This window comes from Cytobacillus horneckiae, from assembly GCF_002835735.1.
Classification (GTDB): domain Bacteria; phylum Bacillota; class Bacilli; order Bacillales; family Cytobacillaceae; genus Cytobacillus; species Cytobacillus horneckiae.
This window is the reverse complement of the sequence record NZ_PISD01000028.1, coordinates 30918-56994: the sequence shown is the minus strand read 5'-3', so window position 1 is coordinate 56994 and position 26077 is coordinate 30918. Positions and strand designations below refer to the sequence as shown.

Below are 26077 nucleotides of genomic sequence, written 5' to 3'. Positions count from 1 at the left end.
ATCTCTCCTAGTAGTAAAATATTAAAGCGCTTTCAAAATTGAAGCTTGACGTGTACACAATTAATTAAGAATAATAGACTATAGTTTATGAAAACAAGTTTCGCAAACTATAGTCTATTTGTCAATTAGAAAATTAAAAATTCTGAAAAGGAAGATTTATATGAATAAACGACAAATGCAAGCATTAGAAACGAAAAGGAAAATATTACAGACTGCATTAGCTTTGTTTCAAGAAAAAGGGTTTAGCCATGTGTCAGTAGATGAAATAATAGATAAGACGAATACTTCTAAAGGCGCATTTTATAATCACTTCAAAAGCAAGCACGATATCTTCTTCGAGAAGTTTAAAGAAATTGACCAATACTATATTAATGATGTGGAACCAGAATTGGCCAAGCTCCAGTTCATCGAGCAAAAGCTTCATAAATTTTTTGAAATGCAGATGGATTTTATTGATGAACATTTTGGATGGGATGTCACGAGAACGATTTACGAGCATGAATTGAATGTGGATAAAGAAAGCTTTTTCCTTAATCCTAATCGTCCACTGTATGAGGTGTTAACGAGATTATGTGATGAAGCAAAGGAGGAGGGCTACTTTCGCCAAGATATACCAACAAAGTCAATGGTCACTGTGTTTGCTAGAGCGATTAGGGGCATGCTGTATGACTGGAGCATTCACCAAGGAACCTATTCGTTAACTAAGGAATATAAGCTGTTATTTCATACAGTAATCGCTGGGTTGCGACAAGATTGAGAGTGTAAAAATTTGAAAGCTTTCAAAAACTGCGCACTTCACAGAGGTATATCTATTTTATCTCCGTGAAAGCTGAAATGAATATCGTTTAATAGAACAATATAAGATCTAGACGCAATGCAGCCTTTGTAGTTGGGGAAGCAGAGGAAGCCATCCCAATTTGGTATGAGGAAGGAAATTCTGCTGCTGTATTAGTAGTCGGCTCACCTTGTAATCCAGGGACCCTTGCTCAGGAACTTGAGCGTGCTGGAGGGCGGGGGATATAATATGCTGGAAGTGGACAATGGAGATGTTTCCGCAAATACTGTACGTAGGAGTGCATAGCCTAGGGCTTAACCTAAAATAAAGAAGGCAGGCTCCGATGTGGGTGCCGCCTTTTCTTGTCCCTAGAAAAAGTTGAACTAATTCAAAAGCTTACGAGGACATGTGACTGATTAATGAAAGAATGCAATAATTGCAGTGTCATTCCTTTAACTCAGGAAGTGACTTAGCGGTAACTTATTTATAGTAAAAAAGAATTACCTGAAAAGGAAACATAATCCATTCCACCTATTCCAGCTATTGTATTTAATTGGTAAAATAAATTTTATATGTATTTATTTGAACTTGTTGATAAAAAAATAGTCATTTGGTGATAGAAGGTGGAGATTTTACGATGAAGACTTTGGAGGTTGCATCACTTCTTTCTGGGCTCGATTCGCTGCTTGCGCAATTGGACTCACAGGAAAAAGGGATTCAGAAAATTCATTCTGATGTAAACGGCGTGATTGGTCTTGAAGATTCGTTGAAGGGCGAGGGAGGAGAGGCGATACGATCGTTTTACGATGATTGTCATATTCCGTTTTTAACTTTTTATCAATCCATGCTTGAAGACTATAAGCAGACGCTTATCAATATAAAGAGTGCCCTGCAAGCCTTTGAATCCTCGAGTACAGGTGTTATCCGTGAAAACTTCCTGCAAACTGATCTTTCTCTTGCTCTGAATAAGGCAGCGACATTGACATCTGAGCTAACGAATGAAACAAACCAGGTAATTCATTCTGTTAATGATATTGTTGCTTTACCAACTGTTGAAGATAATGAATTTTTAGGTCAAGTATCGCTGGCAGAGAGAAAAATTGATGATACACTTGAGCAATTGCATAGATTTGACTACGAACAAACAAATAACTTAGATACCATATCAGAAAGTAGCCAAATTGCGCTAGGTTATGTGGAACAAATAGATTCAATGTTTCGCAGTAAGGAGATTAGTATTAATGGCTACCAAGCTGGTTCCTTATTTGAAAAATTAACTAGCCAAACCATCCATTCACCAGTCGCTTCAACTAATAGTAATATTGTGGCTAGCGGTTCTTCAACAAGTGAGCGTGCGATGAGCTTATTATTAGCATACGAAAGTAATAAAGGTATAGAATCAACTGAAAGTCAAGATGAGCTTGAAGGCCTTCTCTTAGCTCTAAAGAATGGAGCAATGGGAGCATTTGCTCCGCTAGCGATTATGACGGCAGTACATAAAACAGGATTGCTGCGAATTGAATATACGAAGAAAAAGAACCATTATACATTTAAATATAATCAAAAAGTATTAAAGGTTTTAAAAGGGAAAGCTGGACCAAAGTGGTCGAGATTACTTATTCAAAAAATCAATAGAATATCAAAGAGAAATCGTAATATAGAAAGAAGTTTGAAGGCGCAAAAGAAAAATGTTTTAAGCGCTAAAAAACCACAAGATGTTCGAACGCCGTCCGAAAAATTTAAAGGGAAGGTTTGGAAGATGGCAACCGGAAATCGCCCCCTTCACGAGAATATCAAAAGCAAGGTGATAAAAAACACGTCTCGCGAGATGGTTATTGCAAAAGGTGCCTTTAAAAAAATCGCTGCAAAAACTTCAGGAATTGGAGCAGCTATTATTGGGACCTACTCCGCAGTTAGCAATATTGCAAACAGGTGGGATGTAGGAAACCTGCCAGAAAAAGAAAAATACGAAGCAAGAGGCCGGGTTGTTGGAGAAGAGGTAAATAAAGTAGCCGGCAGTGTGACAGGTGCGACGGCAGGAGCTTATGTTGGAGCGGTCATTGGCGGTGCTCTTTCGGGGCCATTTGCTCCTTTTGGCGCAGCGGCAGGAGCAGTTGTCGGTAGTGTTATCGGCGGAGCGGTTGGAGAATGGGCATCGAAGTACACAAATAAATGGATGAGTGATGCCGGTGCTGCCGTAGGAAAGACGATTCATAACGTAAAAGAGTCGGCAAAAGGTGCAATAGAGGGAGCAAAAAATGCATTAAATGATGCGAAAGATGCTCTCTTTGGCTGGTTGTAATATCGTTTAAAAAATCCCGACGAAAAGGTAGTGTAAAGGATGATAGATGCGTGATGGAATTTTTAGCAATTGTATGTGGTATAATTGGAGCATTATTAACCTTTAATTTATTATTTTCACTTTTATATTTGCTTAGTAAAACGGCTGGAAATGGATTTTATCGTTGGGTTGTCCATGATTTAGAGTTTTTGATGATATTATCTTTTCCATTTTTTGGGTTAACTCAATATGTGGCAAGTAGTGTTTATGAGCGCTTTAATTGGTTTGTAGCAAGAATCTTATTGGTAGTCTATGCAATTTTATTACTAATAGTAGCCATTATTTTCTTTATGCTATTTAGTCATTTTGCAGAGTCTATGTAAGGCGATAAAAACTGAAAGGGAAAATGTTATATGTCATATGTTCTAACTGCAGAAGAATATATTTTGTCGTTGCTTTTACTTGGTGGCGCAGAGGCTGCATCTTCAATAAAGGATGAGGTCTACGGTGAAATTTCGGAAAGTGAATTGGAATGTCGTTTAGACTGTGCAGCAAATGGGTTGATCTCTAAAGGGTTATTAACCGTTGAACAAAATCAAGAAGCGGTTGAAGAGCAGTTTAGAGACTTTATGATGGGATTGACGAATGTAGAACGAGTCATCCGTTGTCAAATTGCGACGAATGCTGGTGTAACGACAACTTCGCTTTTTTGTAATGAAGCATTTACCGTTCAGCAAGCCTTATATGAAAATCGGATCTTTAAGCTTTTTAAGGAAGACAGCGAACAAAAACTGAGCGAACTGATGGATTTAAGTCATTCAATGGAAAGCGGTGAAGCTTTTTCAATCAAGGAGTCACTGTTCGAAAAGGTGATAGATAAATTTTTAGGAAGTGAAGAGCTTACAAAAGAAGAATCGGAATGGTTTACTCCAGACTTTTTAGAAGCATTATCAGGAAAACAAGGAAAATTAAATTCCCTATATGATTATCGCCTTGGTCAACAAGTAGCCATTGGTTCCCTTTTATACATCACTGGTAAAGAACACACGTGGTTTATTGAAAGCAGTGGAGATACGCTAACCATCGCTCCGTTTTCATTTCGGGCTTTGTTTGAATGAAAAATATAATAGATGTTCGAGTTAGTCTAAATAAAGCAGAAAAGCAATGGTCCTAAGAGCCGTTGTTTTTTTTGTGTATTAAAAGGAATTTTTGTGCAGCACTGATGACCATGAAATTACGGTTCATAGCAAAGGCAGACATGCATCTGCACCTAAATTAACAAGGACAGCTAAGGTCAGCTAGCAACCAACAAATCGCATCTAAAAAGCTGCCTATCCATGAGTTATCCACTTTTCATTGTGGTACAGCTACTAACTACTGAGAAAGGACAATCAAATGCTAAGAGTCGTGCTAAGGCTCGTGAATCTTTAGAGCAAATTGTTTATGGAAGGGCAAATGCTTATGGTGCATTGGCTGAAATTAGCTGGCCAATAGGATATCTTCCTATTTTTAACGGTTCAAGCGCTGTAGCCATTTTAAGAAGAGTCATGGAAGTCGTCTGTGGTAATGAAGTAAAGAAATGAAAAAGCCGATGCTTGGGACAGAGCATTTGCGCCCTTTTAAGGGAATCGTTCCTTCTTCGATATAATCTATCGGTGCACATCAGTCAGGTCAAAGAACGCAAAATGAAAGACAAATGTCAGGTTTCTGATAACATTTGCCTTTTATAGTGAAGTGAAACAGTGAGGAGGTGTAAATGTGAAAAAATTTAACAAAACATATATATATGACCTTTTCCTTATTTTTAAAAAATTTATCATTTATTCAAATTATTTAGAATTTTTGTGTTACTTTTTAAAAAGGGGTTAGGCATCGTGTTGCTCGTCTTACCCTTGTCATTAATTAATTGGAAGGAGGAGCAATGGAATAAGGTTTTTACGTTTTAGTAGATTGTGTGTTTTATATGTCTATCCTCCTCAGTCCTTCTCGGCAGTCGCTCTCCTTATGAAAAAAAGTGATTTACATAGTGAAACACAATTCAAATGTTAAAAGGGAGGGGTCTTTATGAAATTGTTTAAAATGTTGACTGGCACACTGCTTGGTATTCTACTGCTTTTTTCATCGGCAACAGCCTTCGCTACACAGCCTGGGCTATCTGATTTTCCTGAACCAATAGATAAAGAGTCTTGGGTTCTGCCACGGGATCAAACTTGGGAGGACTTTAATCAGCTTCCGGGAACAAGCTGGGAGGATGTTGAGGTAGAGCCAGAGAGAAGATTGAGAGGTGCATTGGTGCTTGTTGATTTTCCTGACCTGCCGTTCCAAGTGCTGAATGATGCAGGGACAGATCCGGCTGGAAATCCGCAAATTGGCAATGTTCCTGAGGAGGAGCTTGTCGATTTTTGGCTGGATTATTTGAATACGCCTCAAGAGCTAAATAACTATCGCACGATTAGTGATTTTTGGCGAGAAAATTCTTATGGAAAATGGGAAGTGGAGCTTGATGGGTATGGTGTATATCGTATGGATCACAATGAATTCCAATATGGCTTGAATGAATTTAATCAGCAGTCATTTTTGCCTGAGGGCTATAGTCCGAAAAGCTTGAGGCCAGAGGCGGTTGCTAAGGCGCAAGCTGATTTGGATGCTTCCGGAGAAGAATATGACTTCATATTCATCTTGCACTCCGGCTATGCTGAAACAGGTGTATGGCAGGAGTTTGGCGAGATGATGTTTATGAATCCTGATGAAATCCCGGCTGAATTTGGACCGCCGGCACAATATGGCTTGGATAAAAATTGGGTCATCACTCGCTATGTGCCTTGGACTTCTTGGTTTGCTGCAAAATCTATTTGGTCTAGTGCGAGCGGCACGACTTCCATTCAAGGCTCAAGCAACGGCATGGCGACGTATGCTCATGAATTCGGACATTTAATGGGTCTGAGAGATAACTATAATAATCCACAAGCCAATCCGCCAATTCGAACATATGCCGGTTCGTGGGAATTAATGAGCAGCGGCAGCTTCAATGGACCTGGCGGTGGACATACGCGCTGGATGATTCCAGCCACTCAAGGCGGATCAGTTCCTCCGCATCATATGCTGCGTAATAAAATTAAGCAAGGCTTCTTGGAAGAAGACCAGTATATTAACGTCCAGCGTGATGACCTTGAGGAAACCGGACCATTATTTGCTGATATTTTAACTCGCTCCGTACCAACTGGTGAAGCCTTTGGGCGCGACGGCATATATGGCATTAATATTGAAATGGTAGACCATACACCAATCAACTATATTGATGATGATTGGCGTGCAGATATGCACCGCGGCGAGAAATGGTATAACAACTATACTGTTGAGGTTGTTGACAGAGTAGGCTATGACTCCTTCACCCACGACGACGGCGTGCTGCTGGCAAAAACAAGAAATACGGAAGAAGCGCCAAATATATGGGTAGTTGACTCTCATCCAGAGGATATAGATGTAGTTGACTATACTCGACCTGATGGAACAGAAGTAAAGTATTCTAAAGGTTCATTAGAACAACTAGTGGATTCAACATTTAAAGCAGGCACGGCTGAGGGGATTGTCAATGAATATATCGACGAGCATAATCGTCTCCACTTTTATATTCTTGATAAGCTTGTTGCCGAAGATGGAGCACTTTCCTATCGCGTAGCCGTGCGCCACTTAGATGGTGCCGGTCCTTATGAACGCGGTGTGGCAGTTGGCTCTGGTTCAACCGAACATGCGGTACCAGGAAAAATTGCAACATACAGTTATAACGTGACAAATACTGGTGAAGAATCAGATATTTTCCGTCTCAATGCTTTTACAGAAGCTGGATGGGAAGTGAAACTGCTTAATAACCTCGTTGAAGTTGCAGCTGGCGAAACAGTAGAGGTACCTGTTTATGTAGAAATTCCTGAAGGGGAACAAGCACTTACAAACTTAACTTTCACTGCTGCTTCTGAAACTGATTCTGAGCAAACAGCAGCGGAAGATTATACTTTACTTAATATTGTAAATGCATCTGGACTTAACTCGCTCGTCTCTTACTTTAACGATGAGGGAGAATTCACCGACAGCAGTGCGGTCCGTGCATTTGAGATGCACTTAACTGCAGTAGAACGTTTTGAAAAACAAGGAGAAAATGAAAAGGTACGCAAACACCTTGAAGGGTTTAAAGCATTGATTAGTAAAAGCGAGACAGATGGAAAAATCTCTGAGCGTGCTGGGGATGCTTTACTGCATTACACTACATTCCTGCTGGAAAATTAATTTAAGTATGTTCCAATTGTCGATGATTGTTTTGTAAGATAGGGCTGAAAAAATACTATAATCTTCATTAGTAGTTTAAGAGTATTAACTAAAGGACTCAGTATTTACGGATGCTGAGTCTTTTTACGGTTTGGGAAATAAAGGGGATGAATCATTGATTGGAAGTCGAGACCTTGCTGGCATGAAGTTCCCCCGTTGCTTACCATTACCCAATTTCGATACCAGTTCCAGAAACTATGACCATTTCATCATGAGTAGCTCCAATTTCGGTTCCAGTTATAGAAACTATAACCATTTCAGCATGAGTATCCCTAATTTCGGTTCCAGTTATAGAAACTATGACGATTTCAGCTGAGTATCCCCAATTTCGGTTCCAGTTCCAGAAGCTATGACGGCTTTTACTTGAGTACCCCCAAAAAATGAATATAGACTACCTATTTATACCATTTTCCGCTAATGGAAGACCTTCAAAATAACCCAATTGCAAATAGCACAAATGCGCTCAAAAATAATCAAGCGTTTGTTAATATCGTCGATCCATCGGTGGAAGGCGGTCCTGCCTACAGTCGCATTGAGTTTGTAAAGGCATTGCAGGAACACTTAGGGAAAGAATAATGAGCATGCTCAAATGCAACCATGCTCGTAGGTTTGAGCGTAAAGAACCCGCTCTACTTTGAAAGTAAAGCGGGTTCTATTTCAATTTAAGCAGCAGCGTTTTCTTTACGCTCTCTAGCTATATCAGCAGCCGCTGTAAACAATACGTCTGTAGATGAGTTCAAAGCAGTTTCACAAGAGTCCTGCAACACGCCGACGATGAAGCCGACAGCTACAACTTGCATGGCAATTTCATTAGGGATACCTAACAAGCTACAAGCAAGCGGGATTAGCAAGAGCGATCCGCCGGCAACACCTGAAGCACCTGCAGCGGAAACGGCTGCAATAACCATGAGAATGACTGCTGTCCAAATATCCACATTAAGACCAAGTGTATGCGCTGCTGCAAGGGTCAAAACTGAAATGGTTACAGCGGCACCTGCCATATTAATAGTAGCACCTAAAGGAATAGACACGGAATAAGTATCTTTATCTAGTCCTAACTTTTTACATAATGTTAAATTTACAGGAATATTTGCTGCTGAGCTGCGTGTAAAGAAGGCAGTCAGACCGCTTTCCCTCAAAACTCTAAATACGAGCGGATAAGGGTTTTGCCGCGTATAAATGAATACGATTACTGGATTGACCACCAGTGCGACAAAGAACATACAGCCAAGCAGCAGGGCAAGCAGCTGTCCGTATTCTAATAAAGAAGAAAGCCCGCTAGTAGCAATTGCATCGAATACAAGACCCATAATTCCTAATGGTGCCAAATCAATGACCCATTTAACGATTTTTGTTATAGCATCAGAAAAATTGGCAATGGCTATTTTAGTTGTATCAGCCGCTTTTTTGAGCACGAGTCCTAGAAGGATGGCCCAAGTTAGGATTCCGATATAATTAGCATTTATGATCGCATTAATAGGATTATCTACAATATTAAACAACAATGTCTCAAAAACTTCTAAAATTCCGCCAGGTGGTGTGATGTCTTGTGTACCGGTTGTAAGTGATAAGCTAATTGGAAACAAAAAGCTTGCGATGACACCAACAGCGCCGGCTAACAGTGTACCTAATCCATAAAGGGCAAGAATAGATTTCATATTGGTTTGTTTGCCGCTCTTATGGCTTGATATAGCATGCATGACTAAGAATAAAACTAGAATGGGTGCTACAGCTTTTAAAGCGCCTACAAATAAGGAGCCAAAAATTGAAACCCAACTTGCGGCATCAGGGATAGTAACTGCTAACAAAATACCGATAATGATACCTAATAGTATTCGTTTCACCAAGCTGATTTGATTCCACTTAAGTAAGATGTTTTTCATGATTTTCCTCCGAGGTTAGTAGTTAATTATATTAGTATAGTGTACAAATGTTTAATTCTGGCGGACAGTATCATGAAAATAAGTTTACCACGGATGAGTTAATAACGGAATATGTAATTATTTCAAAATATTCAATTAGGGGCATGAAAATTCAATAATATAGGGAATGAGTAGAGATTTTCGAGGATTAAAAATTATTTAAGCAAATAAACAAATATACATAAAAAGACATGTCTTAAGAGAGAGCGCAAATGTTTTTACTTTGATTTTTGCACAAATAAACACTATATGATGAGCAAAAATGCTTCCTTTAAAGCAGTCAGACTATTCATCTTTCTGCATTAAAGAAAGCATTTTAGAATTACATAATGGCAACAAGTCTGCCTGTTACTTCATGACGTTCTAAGCGTGCGAGACCTTCACCTATTTCATCAAAAGTGATTTCTGTTATCGAAGGGCTAATATCGCCTGAAGCCATTAGCTTATAAACTTCGGCAATATCATATTTATCACCGCCTACGCTTCCTAACAGACTTGCAGCTTTTAAGATGAGCGGGTCAGTATTTATGGTTGATTCCAATTTGCCCATCCCTACTAAAACTACTTTACCGCCTGGAGCGACAATATCAATTGCACCTGCGGTTGTTGTGCCGAAACCAGCATAGTCTACAACGAGGTCAGGTGCAATATCCGCTAATTCTTTAATATCTTCATAGACAGCTTTTACACCGATTTCCTTAGCCAATTCACGAGCTTTCGGACTTACATCTACAGCGTAAACTTCAATTCCAGCAACAACTGCTGCACGTGCTGCGATTTGTCCTAATCCACCGATGCCAATCACCGCTACCTTCATGCCAGGCTTGGCACCGCCGCGTTTAAACATTGCATGATAAGATGTCATTCCGGCATCTGTTCCAGCTGCAGCTTGGGCATAAGTTACTCCATCTGGAATTGGAACAAGGTCAACTGCTGGCGCAGATACTTTGCTAGAATAGCCGCCGTCATATCCGTAGCCAGGCCCCATACCAACTAGGCTAACCGGACAAACGCCAACACGGTCGCCCACTTTGAAGTCAGTAACGCCTTCTCCCACTTCAGTAATGATGCCAGCTACTTCATGGCCCATAATAATTGGTTTTTTCTCAATAATATCCATCCATTTTGGATCATTTAACGCACCTACATCTGAATGGCAAAGACCAGCAGCCTTTACCTCAATAATCACACGGCCCTCTGTTGCTGTCGGATCCGGTTTTTCAATCACCTTTAACGGTACATTTGTTGCTGTAAATTCCCAACCCTTCATGTTGTTTCCCCTCTTTCTGTTGTATAAAAATAAATCTACTATTAATGTAAGCCATTACATTTCTGTCTTTAGTTATAAATTCAGAAAAGAGTAAATAGTAGATTGTCGACAATTTAATTATACGCCTTTGAATTGAAATTGTATACATTTTGAATATTTTAACAATGTATTCTTTCAGTATTGTTAAATGGGATGTTAGTAAAATTTCCATTGACGCCCCGATGCTTTTCTGCAATAATAAACATAATTTAATACTGGTACCTTTAATTCAGTCCAGAGAGGCTGGCAAGGGCAGCGGATGTTTGTAGATTGCGAGAAAAAGTTGAGGCAATTCCTAGAGGGAATGCTTGTACTTTTGCCTATTCGCGCAGGCTATAATAGATTGAGAGGCTAATTGTCAGTTTTCCATTGACGATTAGCCTCTTTTTTTCTGCTTATTGGTATCAGGAAACTTTTTGGAGGGATTTTGATGAGTAAAATCGATCAAGAGTTTTCGTGGCAAGCGGTGCCGAAAACGCAGAGAAATAATTTTTGGAAGACATTGTCCGTTATGCTTGGGTTCACTTTCTTCTCAGCGAGCATGCTGGCAGGGGGAGAGCTCGGTATCAGTTTAAGCTTTACAGAATTTCTCGTCATTGTGCTGGCAGGTAATTTTCTGCTCGGCATCTATACTGGAGCATTAGCGCATATTGCCGCAAAAACGGGATTATCCACGCATTTACTGGCTAAATATGCCTTTGGTGAAAAAGGCTCCTATTTACCATCCTTTTTACTAGGCTTTACCCAGGTGGGCTGGTTTGGAGTCGGGGTAGCAATGTTTGCTGTGCCGGTAGCGAATGCGATGGGCTGGAATGTTTATGCACTCATTTTCATCTTTGGTTTAGCGATGACCGCTTCAGCGATTTTTGGAATGAAATCACTCGTCATTCTTGGTTTTATTGCAGTGCCTGCAATTGCCATTTTAGGCGGCTACTCTGTTTTTGAAGGGATTTCTACGCTTGGCGGCTTACAAGGATTGCTTGATTATACACCTGCGCAAACATTAACTGTCGCAGCAGCACTATCAATCTGTATCGGCTCTTTCATTAGCGGCGGTACGCTTACTCCTGACTTTGCTCGTTTCGCGCAAAGCTCTAAGCAGGCTGTCACCGCAACAGTGATTGCGTTTTTCTTAGGGAATTCACTTATGTTTCTATTCGGTGCTGTCGGCGCGATGGCTTATAATCTGGCAGAAATCTCAGAAGTCATGTTTCTGCAAGGACTGATGATTCCGGCAATTATCGTACTCGGTCTCAATATTTGGACAACGAATGATAACGCGCTCTACGCTTCGGGCTTAGGATTTGCCAATATTACAAAAATCTCTAAGAAGGTCTTCGTCGTAATCAATGGTTTGGTTGGTACAATCTTTGCGATGTGGATGTATAACAATTTTGTCGGCTTTCTCAATGTTTTAAGTGCAGCGGTGCCATCGATAGGGGCCATCATTATTGCTGATTATTTCTTCGTAAAACGCAGAAATTATCCGTTATTCGCCGATATGAAATTTAAAACAGTCAACTGGGTGGCAATGGCCGCATGGGTGATTGGCGTCGCTTTTGCCCAGCTGGCACCGGGAATCACACCATTGAATGCTCTAATAGGCACAGCGGTTATCTACATTGCTCTTATGGCTTTAACAAAAACATCAAAAGAAAAGGGGATAGAAGATGATTATTCAAAACGCAAAATTGCGGGGTAAAGAAGGCTTATGGCATCTTGTTATTAACGATGGACAATTTGAAACAATCACACAAACACTTGAGACGACTGAAAATGAAGAAATCATTGATGTAAATGGAGCACTTGTCCTCCCGCCGTTTATCGAGCCTCACATCCATTTAGATACAACGTTAACGGCAGGCGAGCCGGAATGGAACTTAAGTGGCACATTATTCGAAGGCATCCAGCGCTGGTCAGAGCGCAAAGCGTTCTTAACACATGAGGATGTCAAAACGCGTGCAACAACGGCACTTAAATGGCAAATCGCCCAAGGCATTCAGCACGTCCGCACCCATGTGGACACAACTGATCCAACTTTGACAGCAGTGAAAGCGATGCTAGAAGTGAAGGAGGAAATGGCCCCTTATGTCGATATCCAGCTTGTCGCTTTCCCGCAGGAAGGGATACTTTCTTATCCGAATGGCGCGGAGCTAATGGAAGAAGCGTTAAAAATGGGCGTCGATGTCGTTGGCGGCATTCCGCACTTCGAATTCACTAGAGAATATGGCGTTGAATCTATGAAAATTGCCTTTGATCTTGCTGAAAAATACGATCGTCTCATTGACATCCATTGTGATGAAATAGATGACGAGCAATCCCGCTTTGTCGAAGTCGTCGCAAAAGAAGCCTACGAACGCGGACTTGGCGCGCGCACGACGGCCAGTCATACAACTGCGATGGGCTCGTACAACGATGCCTACACATATAAACTGTTCAGGCTATTGAAGCTCGCCGACTTAAACTTTGTCTCTAACCCATTAGTGAATATCCATCTTCAAGGACGGTTTGATACGTATCCAAAAAGAAGAGGACTTACACGAGTGAAAGAACTGCAGGAAGCGGGATTAAACATCTGTTTTGGCCATGACGACATCTTCGATCCATGGTATCCGCTTGGCACAGGCAATATGCTGCAAGTACTTCACATGGGTATCCATGCATCACAGCTCATGGGCTATGAACAAATCGTCAATTCGGTTGATCTAATCACAAAAAACAGCGCAAGAACACTGCAAATCGAAGAGCAGTACGGCATTGAAGCAGGCAAGCCAGCCAACTTTATTGTACTGGCAGCAGAGAATGAGTATGAAGCAGTGAGGAAGCAGGCAACTGTGCTTTATTCTGTTAGAAATGGGAGAGTCATTGCAGAGACGAAGCCGCAGGAGACTTCAATAAACATTGGTCATGCTGTTGAAGTTGTCGATTTTAGGAAGTAAACGTTAGTCGTAACAGTTCGATGAGGAAATAAGAATAGCCAAGATACCACGGGTGTATCTTGGCTACTTAGTTTTTATATTTACATTTTTTGGCGTTTGGATAATTAGATGAATGCTTATCGGGCACTGCTTTTACGGGGTAGGGCCCGAATTGCTGCATTTTCAAAATTTCAGGCATTACCTCCACGAAGTAGCCCCAATCATCCTGCTTGTCCCTTGTCCACGAAATTAATCTCTCAATTCAATCTATTTTTAATCAGATAATTAAAAATAGATTGAAATAAAAATAAATATCATTTCATAATAAATGAGGTCTCTAAGAAATTGATATGTTGAGGGAATCCATCTATCAATCCTTTTATATTTAGATATGTGTTTTCGTTAGTGATCAATTTGACCTATCTAAAATGGCTGGATATTGGTAAAATATAATTATATTTTGCGAAATCTGGAACTAATTGTAATTATATTTTAACATTCATTTAATGTATCCAAATGCTTTATTGTTAACTGTTTTATTATATTAACAAAATGTCTATTTAAATTTGTTCAGGTGAATTGAATAGACAATTTAATAGCTTGTATAGGTAATTACGCTTAAAAAAATAAATGCTCCTGAGAATTTATCCATGGTAAAGTGTTTACTTTATTAAAAAATATTAGATCATTACGTGATCCATTTAGATACAATATGGAGATTTAAGGTTTGTATTTCATATTTTCTACCTTTCTCTATTTCTATATAAGTATATCTATTATTACAAATATAAAAACGAAAGGATTTATTTATGCAAGTAAATCTACACATAACCCAATATTTTAGAGATAGTATTGCAGCAAAGCTTCCAATAGATTTTAAAAAGAGTTCATATGAGCTTGTTCCTTTCCGAGATGTTGAATTAGGTAAACTTTCAGAAATGAATTTTCAAAATTTACTTAAGAGAGAAAACAATGATTCAGACGATAAAACAGAAGTAATAATTGTTCCAAAAACGATTAAAACAATTTTTAAAGGACAGGATAAAATTCATAGTAATATTGAGGAATTAACGGGTATTTTTTTTATTCCAGCATTGTTAGACAGGAATGGAAAGCTATTTCCTCCAGAATTGAAAACTCCGTGGATACCCCGCGAATATTTATTCCCATTAATAGATGAAACATTAGCGGTTGGAAGTTTAGAAACTTTTGATGATTACATGGGTCTTCATTTTCACGAATTTAAAAAATGCTTGGATTGGGAATCATACTTTATATTGTGTAAAGAGTTGTATGAACAGGTTACTGGATTCGAAGTAACTGATCTAATAGTCAATGGTATAGAATTAGAAGAAAAAGTTTATTTGTTTAAAGATGAGACAATCATTGCAACAAGAAATATTTTAGCTTTATATGATGACTTGTTAAAAGGTAACTTTTCAAACTCCAAATTATATTTGAACTTTATTAAGCAAGGGTTTAATTCAATACATCCATTAATCAAAAGTTCCATATTGGAGTCACGAAAACATATTGGACAAATGGGGGGAGAGTATGGACTTTCTCCTTCACAAAGAGAATGCCTTGATCATTTTAATAATATGGAAGAAGGCGATATTCTAGCTGTTAATGGCCCTCCTGGTACGGGGAAAACTACGTTATTGCAAACACTTGTGGCAAATTTATATGTAGAAAGAGCATTAAATAGAGAAAATGCTCCTCTAATTGTCGCTTCTTCAACAAATAACCAAGCTGTTACAAATATTATCGAGTCATTCGGAAAAATAAAGAAAAAGTGGGTAAATAACAATTTAGAGAATAGATGGATTGAGGGTGTAAATAGCTTTGCAGTTTATTTTCCTTCTTCTAGTAAAAAGAATGAAGCAACAAAAAAAGGCTTTCACCATACGAATCCTAAAGGAGAAAACTTTTTTGAAGAAGTGGAAAGTCAGGAAAATATCCAGAAATCCAAGGTTAAATTCTTAAAGGAATGCCTCACTTATTTTAAAACACCAATTAATTCTTTAGATGATTGTGAAGAGAAAATTTGGAGCAGATTAAAGGAAATAAAAAATGATACCGATACTCTATTAAAATTGTTTAACGAATTTTTTGAAATAAGTCAAAATGAAAAAGATATAGAGACGTTTATTTCAGATATTGATAAAGAGATAGAAGCCGGAACAGCCCAATTAAAACAGTTAAAATTAAGAGCAAATGAGTGGCAAGCTGAATATAAAAAGATTCCTTTCTATTATCGTTGGTTAAAATTTTTGCCGAGTTTTAAACAGAAAGTTCAAGATAGAATAAGTACCTTGATAAACCTTGAAGAAGTTTTTCTAGATGAGCGTATGGATATAGGGGATATTATTTCAAATTATAGTTTGATAATTAAAAATGTAAGAAACAACGTGCAAGAAAAAGAGCAATTAATTAAAAAAGTAGAAGAAATCAAATTAAGCGTTCAGAAAGTCATAAGTAATTTAATCAATCTTAATTCTATACAAAGTGAGGATTTTAACATATCCGATGTAACGAGTATTGATAAATTGAATGAAGTTTTGGATACTTCCGTAAGATATTTATCATTCTGGTTAGCGGTTCATTATTATGAATGTAGATGGTTAAATGTGAAGAAACTAAGTGCTAAACAAAGAGGAAAAACCTTTGAAAATGTATTGGCTCTATTGTATGAAAATTTAAGTATGCTTACACCTTGTTATGTTATGACATTTTATCAATTGCCAAAGCTTCTTCGTGCCTATGAAAAGAGACAGCAAAAATATCTCTATAATAAAATCGATTTATTAATTGTTGATGAGGCAGGACAAGTAACCCCTGAAAGTGCTGCATGTTCATTTTCGTTAGCGAAAAGAGCAGTTGTAGTTGGAGATGTTAATCAAATTGAACCTGTTTGGAATATTTCAAGGAAACTAGATATGTCCTTAGCAAAAACAGCAGAAGTGATTAATCTGAAAGATGAATTCAATCATCTAACAATAAATGGATTAAATACATCGGATTCAAGTGTGATGAAGGTTGCTAGCAAAAGCTGTAAATATGAGAAGTTTGATGAAAGAGGGTTGTTTTTAAGTGAGCATAGACGCTGTTATGATGAGATCATTGAGTATTGCAACAAGCTAGTTTATAACGGGCATTTAGAGCCCAAAAGAGGATTAGGGAAAAAGGATGAAAAATGCAAATTAGATGAAATATCAATTCCTCATTTTGGGCACTACCAAATAGGTAGTATCCAATCTAGTAAACGAGCAGGTAGTAGATATAATGAAGTTGAAGCAAGAGAAATAGCAAATTGGGTAATAGAGAATTTCGAACATTTAAAAGCTGTGTATCCAACAACAAACCCTAAAAATATTTTAGGTATAATAACACCCTTTAAAATGCAGGTAGCAGCGATTAAAAGTGCGTTACCAAAGGAATTAAAATCAATCATTGATGTTGGTACTGTTCATACATTTCAAGGGGGAGAAAGAAACGTAATTATTATGTCTACTGTATATGGGAAGAGTGATGGGTGCTATTTCATTGATGCTAGTAAAAGCTTGCTGAACGTAGCTGTATCAAGAGCGAAAGATAGTTTCTTAGTCTTTGGAGAAATAGATTGTCTCTCAAATAGTGAAGCTGTCCCAAGTGGGTTGTTGAAAAAAATGGTGACAAACTTTTAATAGAGTTAAATATCCTCAGAAACTTTACTGTAAATACTTACAGATGGTCAAAAAGGTTGTTTTATCTAATGTAGAAACACCTTTTAAAAAGTCTAAGTGAATTAAAAGAGTTTGAATCGAACGAACTGTTCAAAACTGCATATCATGTAGCTGAGAATATCGATAAGTACTCAGTTTAAAAAGGAGAAACTATCTTGTCCGTGAAAAAAAAGCTAATCGTTAATACAGAAAAGGGAAACTTGTTATCTGAAATCGTTCGTTCCTTAAGAGAATGTGAAGGGTTTCATTTCAGTGTAGCGTTTGTAAATTTTAGTGGTTTACAATTATTATTAGATTCTTTGAAGGAAGCAGAAAATAAAGGAATAAACGGTAGAATAATTACTTCTACATATTTGAACTTTACTGATGCGAAGGCTTTAATGAAGATCAAAGAGTATAACAATATTGATTTAAAGATTTTTGTAACAGATAAAGAAATAGGCTTTCATACAAAAGCCTATATATTTGATTATCCTGATTATTATAAGGTGATTATCGGCTCCTCGAATATTACTCAAAGTGCGTTAAAAAGTAATATCGAATGGAATGTTGAAATTATTACCAAGAAAAGTGGAACATTTATTAAAGATGTTCTAAAAGCATACGATCATTTATGGGATATTAGTAGAGAAGCAGATGAAAAATTGATTGAAGAGTATAAGGATTTTGTGCAAACTTTAAAAATAGGGCAAGTTCCTAAAATGATTTTCGAGAGTAAAAGCTCATATATTGTCCCCAACTCCATGCAAAGCAAAGCGATTGAAAATTTGAATCGTTTAAGAAGTTTTGGAGAAAGCAAAGCACTTGTTATCGCTGCAACTGGTACCGGAAAAACATATATGTCTGCTTTCGATGTGAAAAATTTTCGACCTAAAAAACTATTGTTTATTGTCCATAGGGAAGATATTTTAAGGAAAGCAAAAGCGACGTTTGAACAACTATTACCAAATAACGGAATATCTTTTGGTTTGTTGACAGGAAATTATAAGGATTCCAATTCAGACTATGTCTTTGCAACGATCCAGACAATTTCTAGGTGTTATCAGGATATTGCAAGAGACACATTTGACTATCTTATTATAGATGAAGCACATCATGCTGCAAGCCCGACATATCAAAGTATTTTAGATTACTTTATTCCTCAATTTACATTGGGGATGACTGCAACTCCTGAAAGAAGTGACAGTAATAATGTATTTGAGATATTTGATAATAATGTTGCTTTAGAGGTGCGGCTACATGAAGCATTAGATGATGAACTCATTGTTCCATTTCATTACTTTGGAATAACAGATATTGATGGGGTAGATTTAAGCGATGTATCTTTACAGGACATTGATACAATTACTAAACGATTGAAAGTAAATGAACGTGTAGATTTTATAATTGATAAGATGAATTTTTATAGTTTCGATGGTAATAACCGCAAATGTTTAGGTTTTTGCGCTAGTAGAGAACACGCTCAATATATGGCGGATCAGTTTAATCAACGAGGATATATGAGCGCGGTTTTGTTAGGTGACGATACAAATAATGAAAGAGCAAAAGTGATAAGCAGATTGGAAGATGATAACGACCCTTTGGAATTTATTTTTACAGTCGATATCTTTAATGAAGGGGTTGATATTCCTTCTGTTAATTTAGTATTAATGCTCAGACCAACAAATTCTCCTATCATTTTTATTCAGCAGTTAGGAAGAGGTTTGAGGAAATATGAAAATAAAAGCTTCCTGACTGTTTTAGATTTTATCGGTAATCATAATAAAGTATTTTTAATTGCATTGGCTTTGAATGGAAACCGCTATTATGATAAAGAGAGCTTAAAGGTAGCTGTTGCAACTGATTTTTCTAATATACCCGGGTGTACTCATATTCAAATGGATAGAATATCTCAGGAAAGAATCTTATCACAAATAGACCAAGAGAATTTTAATTCAATGAAATACTTGAAGGAAGAATACAATGAGTTTAAAAAGTTAAATCACGGTCATGTGCCATATTTCTTACTGAATTACTTACAATTTGATGGAGCACCAGATCCAATTCGTTTTATTAAAAAAGAAAAAACGTATTTGCATTTTGTTGCTAAGGTGGAGAAGGATAACCAATTATTAGCGCTACTAACTGATGAGAACCTTGACTCTGTTCTTAAAGAGTTTTCTAGTAAACTACCATTAAAGCGGGTTTTCGATTTTGTTATTATGAAATATTTACTTGATCATGATGACATCACACTTAAGCAAGCGAAAAGAGAAATATTGAAGATAGTTAAGTATGTAGATGAGGATAGCGTTCTACATGCCTTTGAAGTGTTAAGCCAATATTATTATGATAGCTCAGAAAAGAAGAGATTCTTTCCATTAGTTTATTTAAAAGATGGCACCCTATATAAAACTAAACGATTGAATGAGGTTCTTTCTAATCCTGAATACAAAAAATTTATAGAAGATCTATTACTATACGGAATCTTTCGTTACGAAAAAGAGTTTGGCGATAAATATTATGGTGTTCCACATTTTAAGTTATACGAACAATACCAGATGATGGATGCTGCTCTTTTATCTAATTTCCGTAAAAGCCATAGCTCATTTAGAGGTTCGGGATTATTGACGAAAGATAGTGACTATTTTATATATATTGATTTACACAAAGAAGAGGGTATTGAAGAACAGCTTAACTATAAAGATAAAATCTTAAATTCACAGTATTTTCAATGGCAGACTCCACATACCACAGCTCAAACCTCTGAACGTGGGAAGAATATTATATATAATAAAGAAAGAGGTATTAGGCTGCATTTTTTTGTGAGAAAGTATAGGGAGATTGATGGTAAGGTAGAGCCGTTTATTTATATTGGAAAAGGGGATACGTTGGAATATGAAGGAGAAAAACCGATCACCGTTAAGATTGAATTAGAATATGAGATTCCAGCTAAATTACTCCTGGAATTCACAAAAAAAGTATAGTCTTCTCGTTGAGAGAAGACTATTTTTCATTCATCAACTCTTCAACGATAGGTACATCAGCAGGAGCCCATACTAAGGAAGGTAAGTTCTCTCTTTTAAGCCAAATTAATGAAGAGTGCTCACTTGTTTTAGGCGTTCCATGAATAATCTTACATTTAATCGACTTTAGATGAACAATAAATGTTTCATATTCATGTGTATTAGAAATGAATTGATTTGAAATGTCAATTGTACAATCTAGTTCTTCTTGTATTTCTCTTTTTAAAGCAGAAAAGATATCCTCATCTTTTTCAACTTTACCACCAGGAAACTCCCACATATTAGGAATCGACATCTCAGGTGATCGAAGGGCGCAGAGTATCTCATTATGTTCATTTTCAATAATCGCTGCAACTACATTAATTTCTTTTTTCATATTGCTCCTCCAAATATTATCATTCTATTAATTATATATCATTAGGGAATAAATCGAAAATTAAAGGTAAAGTACGTCGTTCAATTTAGATTAGTCCAGCAATTTTACGTCTAAGCAGATGAATTTAATACACCGTGGAAAGAACATACTCAAATTCCAGTACCGAAAAAAATCATCTATAATCAAGTGGCCAATTCTATGATGTAATCGAAGCTGAAGATACTGGCTATAAAGCATCATATGAATACAGAGTTGGCTTATTTTTATAATTCATCTCTTATCACGTTTAATAAATATTGTCAATATTACAACACACTAAGCTGTACAAGAAAAAAAACGGTTCAACACAAAAAGTGTAAACAACAATCAGAATATACAGAAAAAGTGTTTCGAACAACAACATAAATAGGTATAATAACACATGAATAAAGTTGCGGGAGGTTGAACCATGCTTAATAATGATATATCCACTCGTATTCAAGGTACAGAATATAAACAGTTTGGTAAAAGGGCGTTGATGCTGCAAATGAAGTTTAAGACGATGAAGAATTTTTTTATTGTAGATGAGAGTGTTCAGAGAAAGATAGATCCTAAGAAAAGGGGGGAGATTAGAGCGTTTATTATTGAATCACTTGAAGCAGGGGAACCATTTTATTTTTCACCATTTGTGTTTTCAGCTAGAGGGTTCATTAGAAGCGTTGGTGATGAGTGGGAACTTACTCCAAATGGGAAAATGGCGATCATTGATGGACAACATAGGCAATCTAGTATAGCTAGTGCGATTATTCACTTAGAATCAAGAAAAGAGGCAGTTGAAGAGTTTGGAAATTTGAAAGAGGCAGAAATACTTACAGATTATATAAATCAATTGAACAACTTCCCGATTTCCATGCAGATTTACTTAGACCTTGACAAGAAGCAAGAGAGGCAACTTTTTTCTGATCTCAATAGTGAGCGAAGAGATGCTCATATTGGGCAGGTGATGCAATATGATAAGCGTGATGAATATACAGAACTTACAAGAAAAGTTGCTGGTGAATTAGAGGATGTATTTGAAATTGAAACAAAGCTGTCTAGAGTGACTAGTAATAATTCATCCATTACGTCACTCGCTACAATGAGAAAATGCTTAATTGCTTTATTTGAAGGGATTCTCACTGTAAAAAAGGGACAGCCTTATTTTCGCTGTGATCCTAAAGAGGTTCCACAGATTGCAAAGGAATTCTTCTTGGCTTGGCAAATATTATTTCCAAGGGCAATGGGAAATCGAGAGAAATATGTAAGCGGTTTAACAGGCATTCAAGTGGCGCTTGCTTATTGTGTTAACCGTTTGAAATTAAAGAATGATTGCAGTTATTATGAGGCGATTGAGCAATTAAAGCTTTTGCCATGCAGTTGGAAGCATAATGATCCTTTATTCGATCATTTATATCAACCGCAGACAAAAAGGATAAAGCGCTATTCGGAAACTAAAAATATTCAAAAAACAGCGATTAAAATGTTAAGTAAGATTGAGGAGGCGAAAAAATAACGTATGACAAGCCAAACCAATAACCATAGAATAGTTATTTATTCTATTGTTGAATTGATAAAAATGATTCAAGACGAAAAGGTAGAAATGAGGGACACGAGTCAGTTGCATTTGAGAAAAATAAAGAAATACCTCTTTGACAATGCTACATCGAAGGAAATCTACTTACCTCCACTAGTTGCCACCACTGATAAAAATCAATTTGCACGAACAAAACCAATTAAACTGCTCATAATTGATGGCAGCCACCGCTTAAAAGCTTTCAGCCAGCTGGAAACAGAGATCAATCGGGCAATGAACAGCGAAATCAAGGCAGAAATGAAAAAAGCATATGATTTGCATTATATGTTGGAGGATACGAAAATTGCCGTTCATTTGTATGAAGGTTTTTCAAAAGAAGAGGCTGATCAGCTTTATATTGATATGAATACAAAGGGTAAGCAGGTCGCTCTTTCTAAAAGAATTGAGTACGATTCAAGAAATATATTAAATCAAATCACTAATCGTGTAATCATCTCCAATAATGTGTTAAAAGCTGCCGGGATAGAAACAGAGAGGCGTACAATCATTCGTCCAACAAATAAAAAGTTTTTATCGTTATCACAACTGCGAAGAATTATATATGTATGTATAGCGGAAAAGACTGAATTAAGTAAAGAAAAGAATGTGGAAACAGTATTGCAGGTGGAAGAGTATATTGAACTCATCAATCTATGGCTGAATGAACTATTTAACATGGTAGATCCATATGAAATAGGAAACTTTAATAAGTCAATGCTGGCGAATTTTCCTTTAGTAATGGCACTTGGTTTATATACAAATAATGGCTGTAAGCATAAAAACTTTTTTACACGTAAAACCATCATTAAAGAACGAATGGATGCTTTGAAAGATGTTGATTGGAGCAAAAGAAATCCATTATGGCAAACTTTTAATGGCTCGCTAAAAGGAAGAGATCAGTTTTTTTATCTGAATAAAGATTTAGAGACTATCCAGCAAATTGTGAAATGGATGGAGAGTCAAGGAGGTGATGTTTATCGTCGTTAATGGCAAAAGAAAGCACTCAAGGTTCTCCGGCTAGAGATTTCCCTTGGGTGCTCTTGATTGGAGTATACCAACCTCTGTTAGTATACTCCTAAAATACTAAATGTAAAATAGCTAGTAGTGAAAAGGAGGCCTAGTTTAATGGATGTGACTGAAAACTATATTATTAACGAAAAAACGAAAGCAATTATTCCAGAGCATGTTGAGAATAATTACACATTTTCAAAGGTTGTAGAAGATAGGAATATGTTTATCGTTAAAAAAAAGCCGCTGGACATGATTAAATCAAGTTTTAAGGCATATGGCTCAGGTTATGAAGGTGCGGTAAAAGCATCTCAATCCATTCTTAGAAAAACAAAAATGCTTCCAATCCGAATATCTGGAGCGAAGGATATGTATTGGTTTTCATTAATGGCTGCTTCAAACCGTGATTGTATTTGGCTTGCTTTGGAACACACAGAGCGTCCCATTGATTTATCCAGGGAGGAAACCGTCTTTTTATTAACAGACGGGTACCGCTTGAATGTTCATATGAGCTATCAACGTGCCAAAAACAGAATGGACACAGCGATCAAGTTTAAGGCTATACTCCAAAGGACGATGAGTATAGAATCATTATCAACTTCCAAACTGCTTAAAGGATATATGATTATTAAAGATAGCAGCGGGAATTATCGTATAAAGAAATGATGAAAAAGAGTATATGTATAGAGTGCTCCTTTCGAAAGTTTTCACGGTGATAAATGTTGTATATGTTAGTGAGTGGGTTCACTTTTGAATTACAATGCCTTTATGTAGATAAAACAGATATATCTCTGCCAAGTGCTCAGTTTTGGAAGCCTTCACGTAGATAAAACAGATATATCTCTGTGAAGTGCTTTGAATACCATTACGGAGATAAAACAGATAGATCTTCCTGAAACGACCATTCTTAAAAGCCTCAACAAGATAACTTGCAAATATCCATCTGAAGCGCTCCATTTTGAAAACCTCCACAGAGATATAACGATTAGAAAATCACCCTCTCCAATTCTCCTCTATTACTTTCTTTTTCCCACACTCTTTCCATTGCTAGCCGTCCTTCAGCAATCTCTGGGATAAACTGAATGGGGCTTTTTGTCCGAACTTCTTCCACTTTTTGAAGGGCCTGCTGTAATTGTTCATCAATCTTAGCGTTTGATTGAGACGCCATTGCGATGGCTAATCCAGCAACTGTTCCTTGGGCCATGGCAATTTTGCCGCTTTCAATTCCTGTAATGTTTCCGGCAACAAACATTCCTGGAATCGGGGTTTCCATATTCTTCGAATGAATCGGAACATGTCCACCGAGCTGAGGGATGTACTTAAAAGGGCAGCCGGCGACAGCGGCAAGTTCAGCGAGCGGATATAATCCGCCGGCAATGCAGACGAAGTCGGCTTCATAGAGTTTTTCAGTTCCTGAGATGATGTTGCCTTGCGAATCGATGGTTGCTAGTTTGACGCCTTCTACCTTTTCATTTCCTACAATTTCGATGGCAGCTTTTTTTAACTGCAGTGGGGTGCCATTGATTTTCATTCCGCCTTTAGGGAAGTATTTTAACGCCATTCTCCTTAGGCTATCTATTTTCATCAATTTACTGCCATTCCGAAGCAGGGCAGATGGAGCCAGATGCCCTGCTTCGGTAAGGATTTTCAGCACTTCTTCAGGGTTACTTTCCTTTTTGCTAATGGGACTCTCAGCAGGTAGAACGACTCTCTCTATATTGATTCCAGCCATTTGCAGCTCATTTAGTATGGCAAAGGCGAGTACGTTGGCTCCGATGATGATGCCCTTTTTGCCGACTTGGACGCGGTGAACGTTTGTCATGACTTGGGAGGCGCCAATGGACATGACGCCAGGCAAGGTCCAGCCGGGAACGGGAATGGCATATTCGGCGGCGCCTGTTGCGATGAGGACGTATGGAGATTCGAATACGCCTTCATTTGTATAGACGTACCAGTCGGCATCGTGTCGCTCGATATTATATACTGATACTCCGCAGCGAATGTCAATTGGAAGGGTTTTCGTTTCATTAATTAGTTTCTCCGCTTCCTTCATCCCATTCCACCATTCGCCTGATGGTTCCTGGTGTAGCTGCCCAAGCAGCCGGCCTCCTGGTTTGATAAATTCATCGATGATGGTTACTTTCAATCCATGCTGGGCGCAGGCGATGGCGCCTGATAATCCTGCTGGTCCTGCGCCGATGATGAGGATTTCACTCATTTTCCTCCACCATCCTTTTTACGATATTCGGATGCTGCTTTCCGCTTTGTACGGCCATGTTTGGCTTGACAGTGGTGAGGCAGGCTCGTACATTGGCTTGCTCGTTTACGGTTAGGCGGCATTCCATGCAATGGCCGATATTGCAGTAGAATCCGCGCGGGCTGCCGCTTTCTTCATGATGGCGAAGGGTGCGGATGCCATTGGCTAGCAGTGCTGCGGCGATGGTTTCATTTTCGTACGCTTCTAATTCTTGTCCATTAAAGACGAATGAAAATTTTTGCCTGTTATTGAGACTGCCTAAGATTGGATGGTGAACGATTCTAGTCATTGGATCCACCTACCGTTCCGAACGTGACTGCTCTGACAGGGGGCTGGTATTTAAGCGGAATCGCATCGGCAGTAGTGTTTGGAATGAAATCTTCTATCACTCTATCTAATATCGGCCTGCATGTGCGTCCACCGCAAAATCCCATGCCGGCTCTTGTACGCAGTTTTAGTTCGCGAGCGGAACATTGATGAAGCTTGGCTGTTTCTTGAAGTGTACTGTATGTGACTTCTTCGCAGCGGCAAATGATGATTGTATTGTCTTTATGCATGTCATTTCCTCCTTGTTGGTAATCTATTGTGAT

General features: G+C 37.9%; 19 protein-coding genes. 13 read left to right on the top strand and 6 right to left on the bottom strand.

The genetic code is table 11. From position 1 onward, the window contains the following. Positions 1–160 precede the first annotated feature (160 nt). The 6 genes from CWS20_RS13280 (at position 161) to CWS20_RS13250 (ending at position 7337) form a co-directional block, all read left to right on the top strand. Entirely contained in the window at positions 161–757 is a 597-nt protein-coding gene (locus CWS20_RS13280) for a TetR/AcrR family transcriptional regulator (protein ID WP_066193378.1), read from the top strand. A 655-nt stretch (positions 758–1412) separates the two neighbouring features. After that, a complete protein-coding gene (locus CWS20_RS13270; protein ID WP_066193380.1) occupies positions 1413–3077 on the top strand; it encodes a T7SS effector LXG polymorphic toxin in 1665 nt (554 codons plus the stop codon). Positions 3078–3130: 53 nt separating this feature from the next. After that, complete coding sequence (locus CWS20_RS13265) at positions 3131–3439, top strand: hypothetical protein (RefSeq protein WP_083957282.1); 309 nt, start codon at positions 3131–3133, stop codon at positions 3437–3439. A gap of 30 nt (positions 3440–3469) precedes the next feature. After that, positions 3470–4174, top strand: coding sequence for a YfjC family protein (locus CWS20_RS13260; RefSeq protein ID WP_066193384.1), 705 nt, complete (start codon positions 3470–3472; stop codon positions 4172–4174). A 219-nt stretch (positions 4175–4393) separates the two neighbouring features. After that, positions 4394–4639 (top strand): hypothetical protein, encoded by a 246-nt coding sequence (locus tag CWS20_RS13255; RefSeq protein WP_066193385.1) that lies wholly within the window; start codon positions 4394–4396, stop codon positions 4637–4639. A 481-nt stretch (positions 4640–5120) separates the two neighbouring features. Further along, the gene (locus CWS20_RS13250; protein ID WP_066193387.1) at positions 5121–7337 is read left to right on the top strand and encodes a M6 family metalloprotease domain-containing protein; all 2217 of its coding nucleotides are present in this window, start codon (positions 5121–5123) and stop codon (positions 7335–7337) included. A 701-nt stretch (positions 7338–8038) separates the two neighbouring features. Here CWS20_RS13250 and sstT read toward each other — a convergent pair. Beyond that, a complete protein-coding gene (gene sstT / locus CWS20_RS13245; RefSeq protein WP_066193390.1) occupies positions 8039–9259 on the bottom strand; it encodes a serine/threonine transporter SstT in 1221 nt (406 codons plus the stop codon). A 361-nt stretch (positions 9260–9620) separates the two neighbouring features. Beyond that, complete coding sequence (locus tag CWS20_RS13240) at positions 9621–10568, bottom strand: zinc-binding dehydrogenase (RefSeq protein WP_066193392.1); 948 nt, start codon at positions 10566–10568, stop codon at positions 9621–9623. A gap of 469 nt (positions 10569–11037) precedes the next feature. Here CWS20_RS13240 and codB point away from each other — a divergent pair, with 469 nt between their 5' ends. The 4 genes from codB to CWS20_RS13220 all read left to right on the top strand — a co-directional run bounded on the left by codB (position 11038) and on the right by CWS20_RS13220 (position 20216). After that, positions 11038–12309, top strand: coding sequence for a cytosine permease (gene codB / locus CWS20_RS13235; protein ID WP_066193394.1), 1272 nt, complete (start codon positions 11038–11040; stop codon positions 12307–12309). Next, positions 12278–13546: a cytosine deaminase gene (locus CWS20_RS13230; protein WP_066193396.1), complete on the top strand. Its 1269-nt coding sequence runs from the start codon at positions 12278–12280 to the stop codon at positions 13544–13546. Before codB ends, CWS20_RS13230 begins: the two co-directional genes overlap by 32 nt. 788 nt (positions 13547–14334) lie before the next feature. Further along, the gene (locus tag CWS20_RS13225; RefSeq protein WP_066193397.1) at positions 14335–17211 is read left to right on the top strand and encodes an AAA domain-containing protein; all 2877 of its coding nucleotides are present in this window, start codon (positions 14335–14337) and stop codon (positions 17209–17211) included. Between the two features lie 200 nt (positions 17212–17411). Beyond that, entirely contained in the window at positions 17412–20216 is a 2805-nt protein-coding gene (locus CWS20_RS13220; protein WP_241504183.1) for a DEAD/DEAH box helicase, read from the top strand. Between the two features lie 19 nt (positions 20217–20235). Here the strand turns inward: CWS20_RS13220 and CWS20_RS13215 are convergent, their stop codons facing one another. Continuing rightward, entirely contained in the window at positions 20236–20631 is a 396-nt protein-coding gene (locus tag CWS20_RS13215; protein WP_066193401.1) for a (deoxy)nucleoside triphosphate pyrophosphohydrolase, read from the bottom strand. Positions 20632–21079: 448 nt separating this feature from the next. On the opposite strand from CWS20_RS13215, the gene CWS20_RS13210 reads away from it, so the two are divergent. From CWS20_RS13210 to CWS20_RS13200, 3 genes are all read left to right on the top strand, one after another. Next, complete coding sequence (locus CWS20_RS13210; protein ID WP_066193402.1) at positions 21080–22162, top strand: DNA sulfur modification protein DndB; 1083 nt, start codon at positions 21080–21082, stop codon at positions 22160–22162. Positions 22163–22165: 3 nt separating this feature from the next. Further along, positions 22166–23209: a DNA sulfur modification protein DndB gene (locus CWS20_RS13205; protein WP_066193403.1), complete on the top strand. Its 1044-nt coding sequence runs from the start codon at positions 22166–22168 to the stop codon at positions 23207–23209. Positions 23210–23347: 138 nt separating this feature from the next. Then, a complete protein-coding gene (locus CWS20_RS13200; RefSeq protein ID WP_066193405.1) occupies positions 23348–23896 on the top strand; it encodes a competence protein ComK in 549 nt (182 codons plus the stop codon). Between the two features lie 319 nt (positions 23897–24215). On the opposite strand, the gene CWS20_RS13190 is transcribed toward CWS20_RS13200, so the two are convergent. The 3 genes from CWS20_RS13190 to CWS20_RS13180 are packed head-to-tail and all read right to left on the bottom strand — an operon-like array spanning position 24216 to position 26044. Continuing rightward, complete coding sequence (locus tag CWS20_RS13190) at positions 24216–25448, bottom strand: NAD(P)/FAD-dependent oxidoreductase (protein WP_066193409.1); 1233 nt, start codon at positions 25446–25448, stop codon at positions 24216–24218. Next, complete coding sequence (locus tag CWS20_RS13185; RefSeq protein ID WP_066193411.1) at positions 25441–25776, bottom strand: (2Fe-2S)-binding protein; 336 nt, start codon at positions 25774–25776, stop codon at positions 25441–25443. Before CWS20_RS13185 ends, CWS20_RS13190 begins: the two co-directional genes overlap by 8 nt. Further along, positions 25769–26044 carry a (2Fe-2S)-binding protein gene (locus tag CWS20_RS13180; protein WP_066193413.1) on the bottom strand — a complete coding sequence of 92 codons (276 nt, stop codon included), beginning with the start codon at positions 26042–26044 and terminating at the stop codon, positions 25769–25771. The genes CWS20_RS13185 and CWS20_RS13180 overlap by 8 nt, the downstream gene beginning before the upstream one ends. Positions 26045–26077 lie beyond the last annotated feature (33 nt).

Bases quoted from the DNA above. Each gene is read 5' to 3' on its own strand.
- CWS20_RS13265 (WP_083957282.1), top strand. From the start codon at position 3,131: ATGGAATTTTTAGCAATTGTATGTGGTATAATTGGAGCATTATTAACC.
- CWS20_RS13190 (WP_066193409.1), bottom strand. From the start codon at position 25,448: ATGAGTGAAATCCTCATCATCGGCGCAGGACCAGCAGGATTATCAGGC.
- CWS20_RS13185 (WP_066193411.1), bottom strand. From the start codon at position 25,776: ATGACTAGAATCGTTCACCATCCAATCTTAGGCAGTCTCAATAACAGG.
- CWS20_RS13180 (WP_066193413.1), bottom strand. From the start codon at position 26,044: ATGCATAAAGACAATACAATCATCATTTGCCGCTGCGAAGAAGTCACA.
- sstT (WP_066193390.1), bottom strand. From the start codon at position 9,259: ATGAAAAACATCTTACTTAAGTGGAATCAAATCAGCTTGGTGAAACGA.
- CWS20_RS13200 (WP_066193405.1), top strand. From the start codon at position 23,348: ATGGATGTGACTGAAAACTATATTATTAACGAAAAAACGAAAGCAATT.
- CWS20_RS13255 (WP_066193385.1), top strand. From the start codon at position 4,394: ATGAGTTATCCACTTTTCATTGTGGTACAGCTACTAACTACTGAGAAA.
- CWS20_RS13250 (WP_066193387.1), top strand. From the start codon at position 5,121: ATGAAATTGTTTAAAATGTTGACTGGCACACTGCTTGGTATTCTACTG.
- codB (WP_066193394.1), top strand. From the start codon at position 11,038: ATGAGTAAAATCGATCAAGAGTTTTCGTGGCAAGCGGTGCCGAAAACG.
- CWS20_RS13230 (WP_066193396.1), top strand. From the start codon at position 12,278: ATGATTATTCAAAACGCAAAATTGCGGGGTAAAGAAGGCTTATGGCAT.
- CWS20_RS13270 (WP_066193380.1), top strand. From the start codon at position 1,413: ATGAAGACTTTGGAGGTTGCATCACTTCTTTCTGGGCTCGATTCGCTG.
- CWS20_RS13215 (WP_066193401.1), bottom strand. From the start codon at position 20,631: ATGAAAAAAGAAATTAATGTAGTTGCAGCGATTATTGAAAATGAACAT.
- CWS20_RS13210 (WP_066193402.1), top strand. From the start codon at position 21,080: ATGCTTAATAATGATATATCCACTCGTATTCAAGGTACAGAATATAAA.
- CWS20_RS13240 (WP_066193392.1), bottom strand. From the start codon at position 10,568: ATGAAGGGTTGGGAATTTACAGCAACAAATGTACCGTTAAAGGTGATT.
- CWS20_RS13205 (WP_066193403.1), top strand. From the start codon at position 22,166: ATGACAAGCCAAACCAATAACCATAGAATAGTTATTTATTCTATTGTT.
- CWS20_RS13280 (WP_066193378.1), top strand. From the start codon at position 161: ATGAATAAACGACAAATGCAAGCATTAGAAACGAAAAGGAAAATATTA.
- CWS20_RS13260 (WP_066193384.1), top strand. From the start codon at position 3,470: ATGTCATATGTTCTAACTGCAGAAGAATATATTTTGTCGTTGCTTTTA.
- CWS20_RS13225 (WP_066193397.1), top strand. From the start codon at position 14,335: ATGCAAGTAAATCTACACATAACCCAATATTTTAGAGATAGTATTGCA.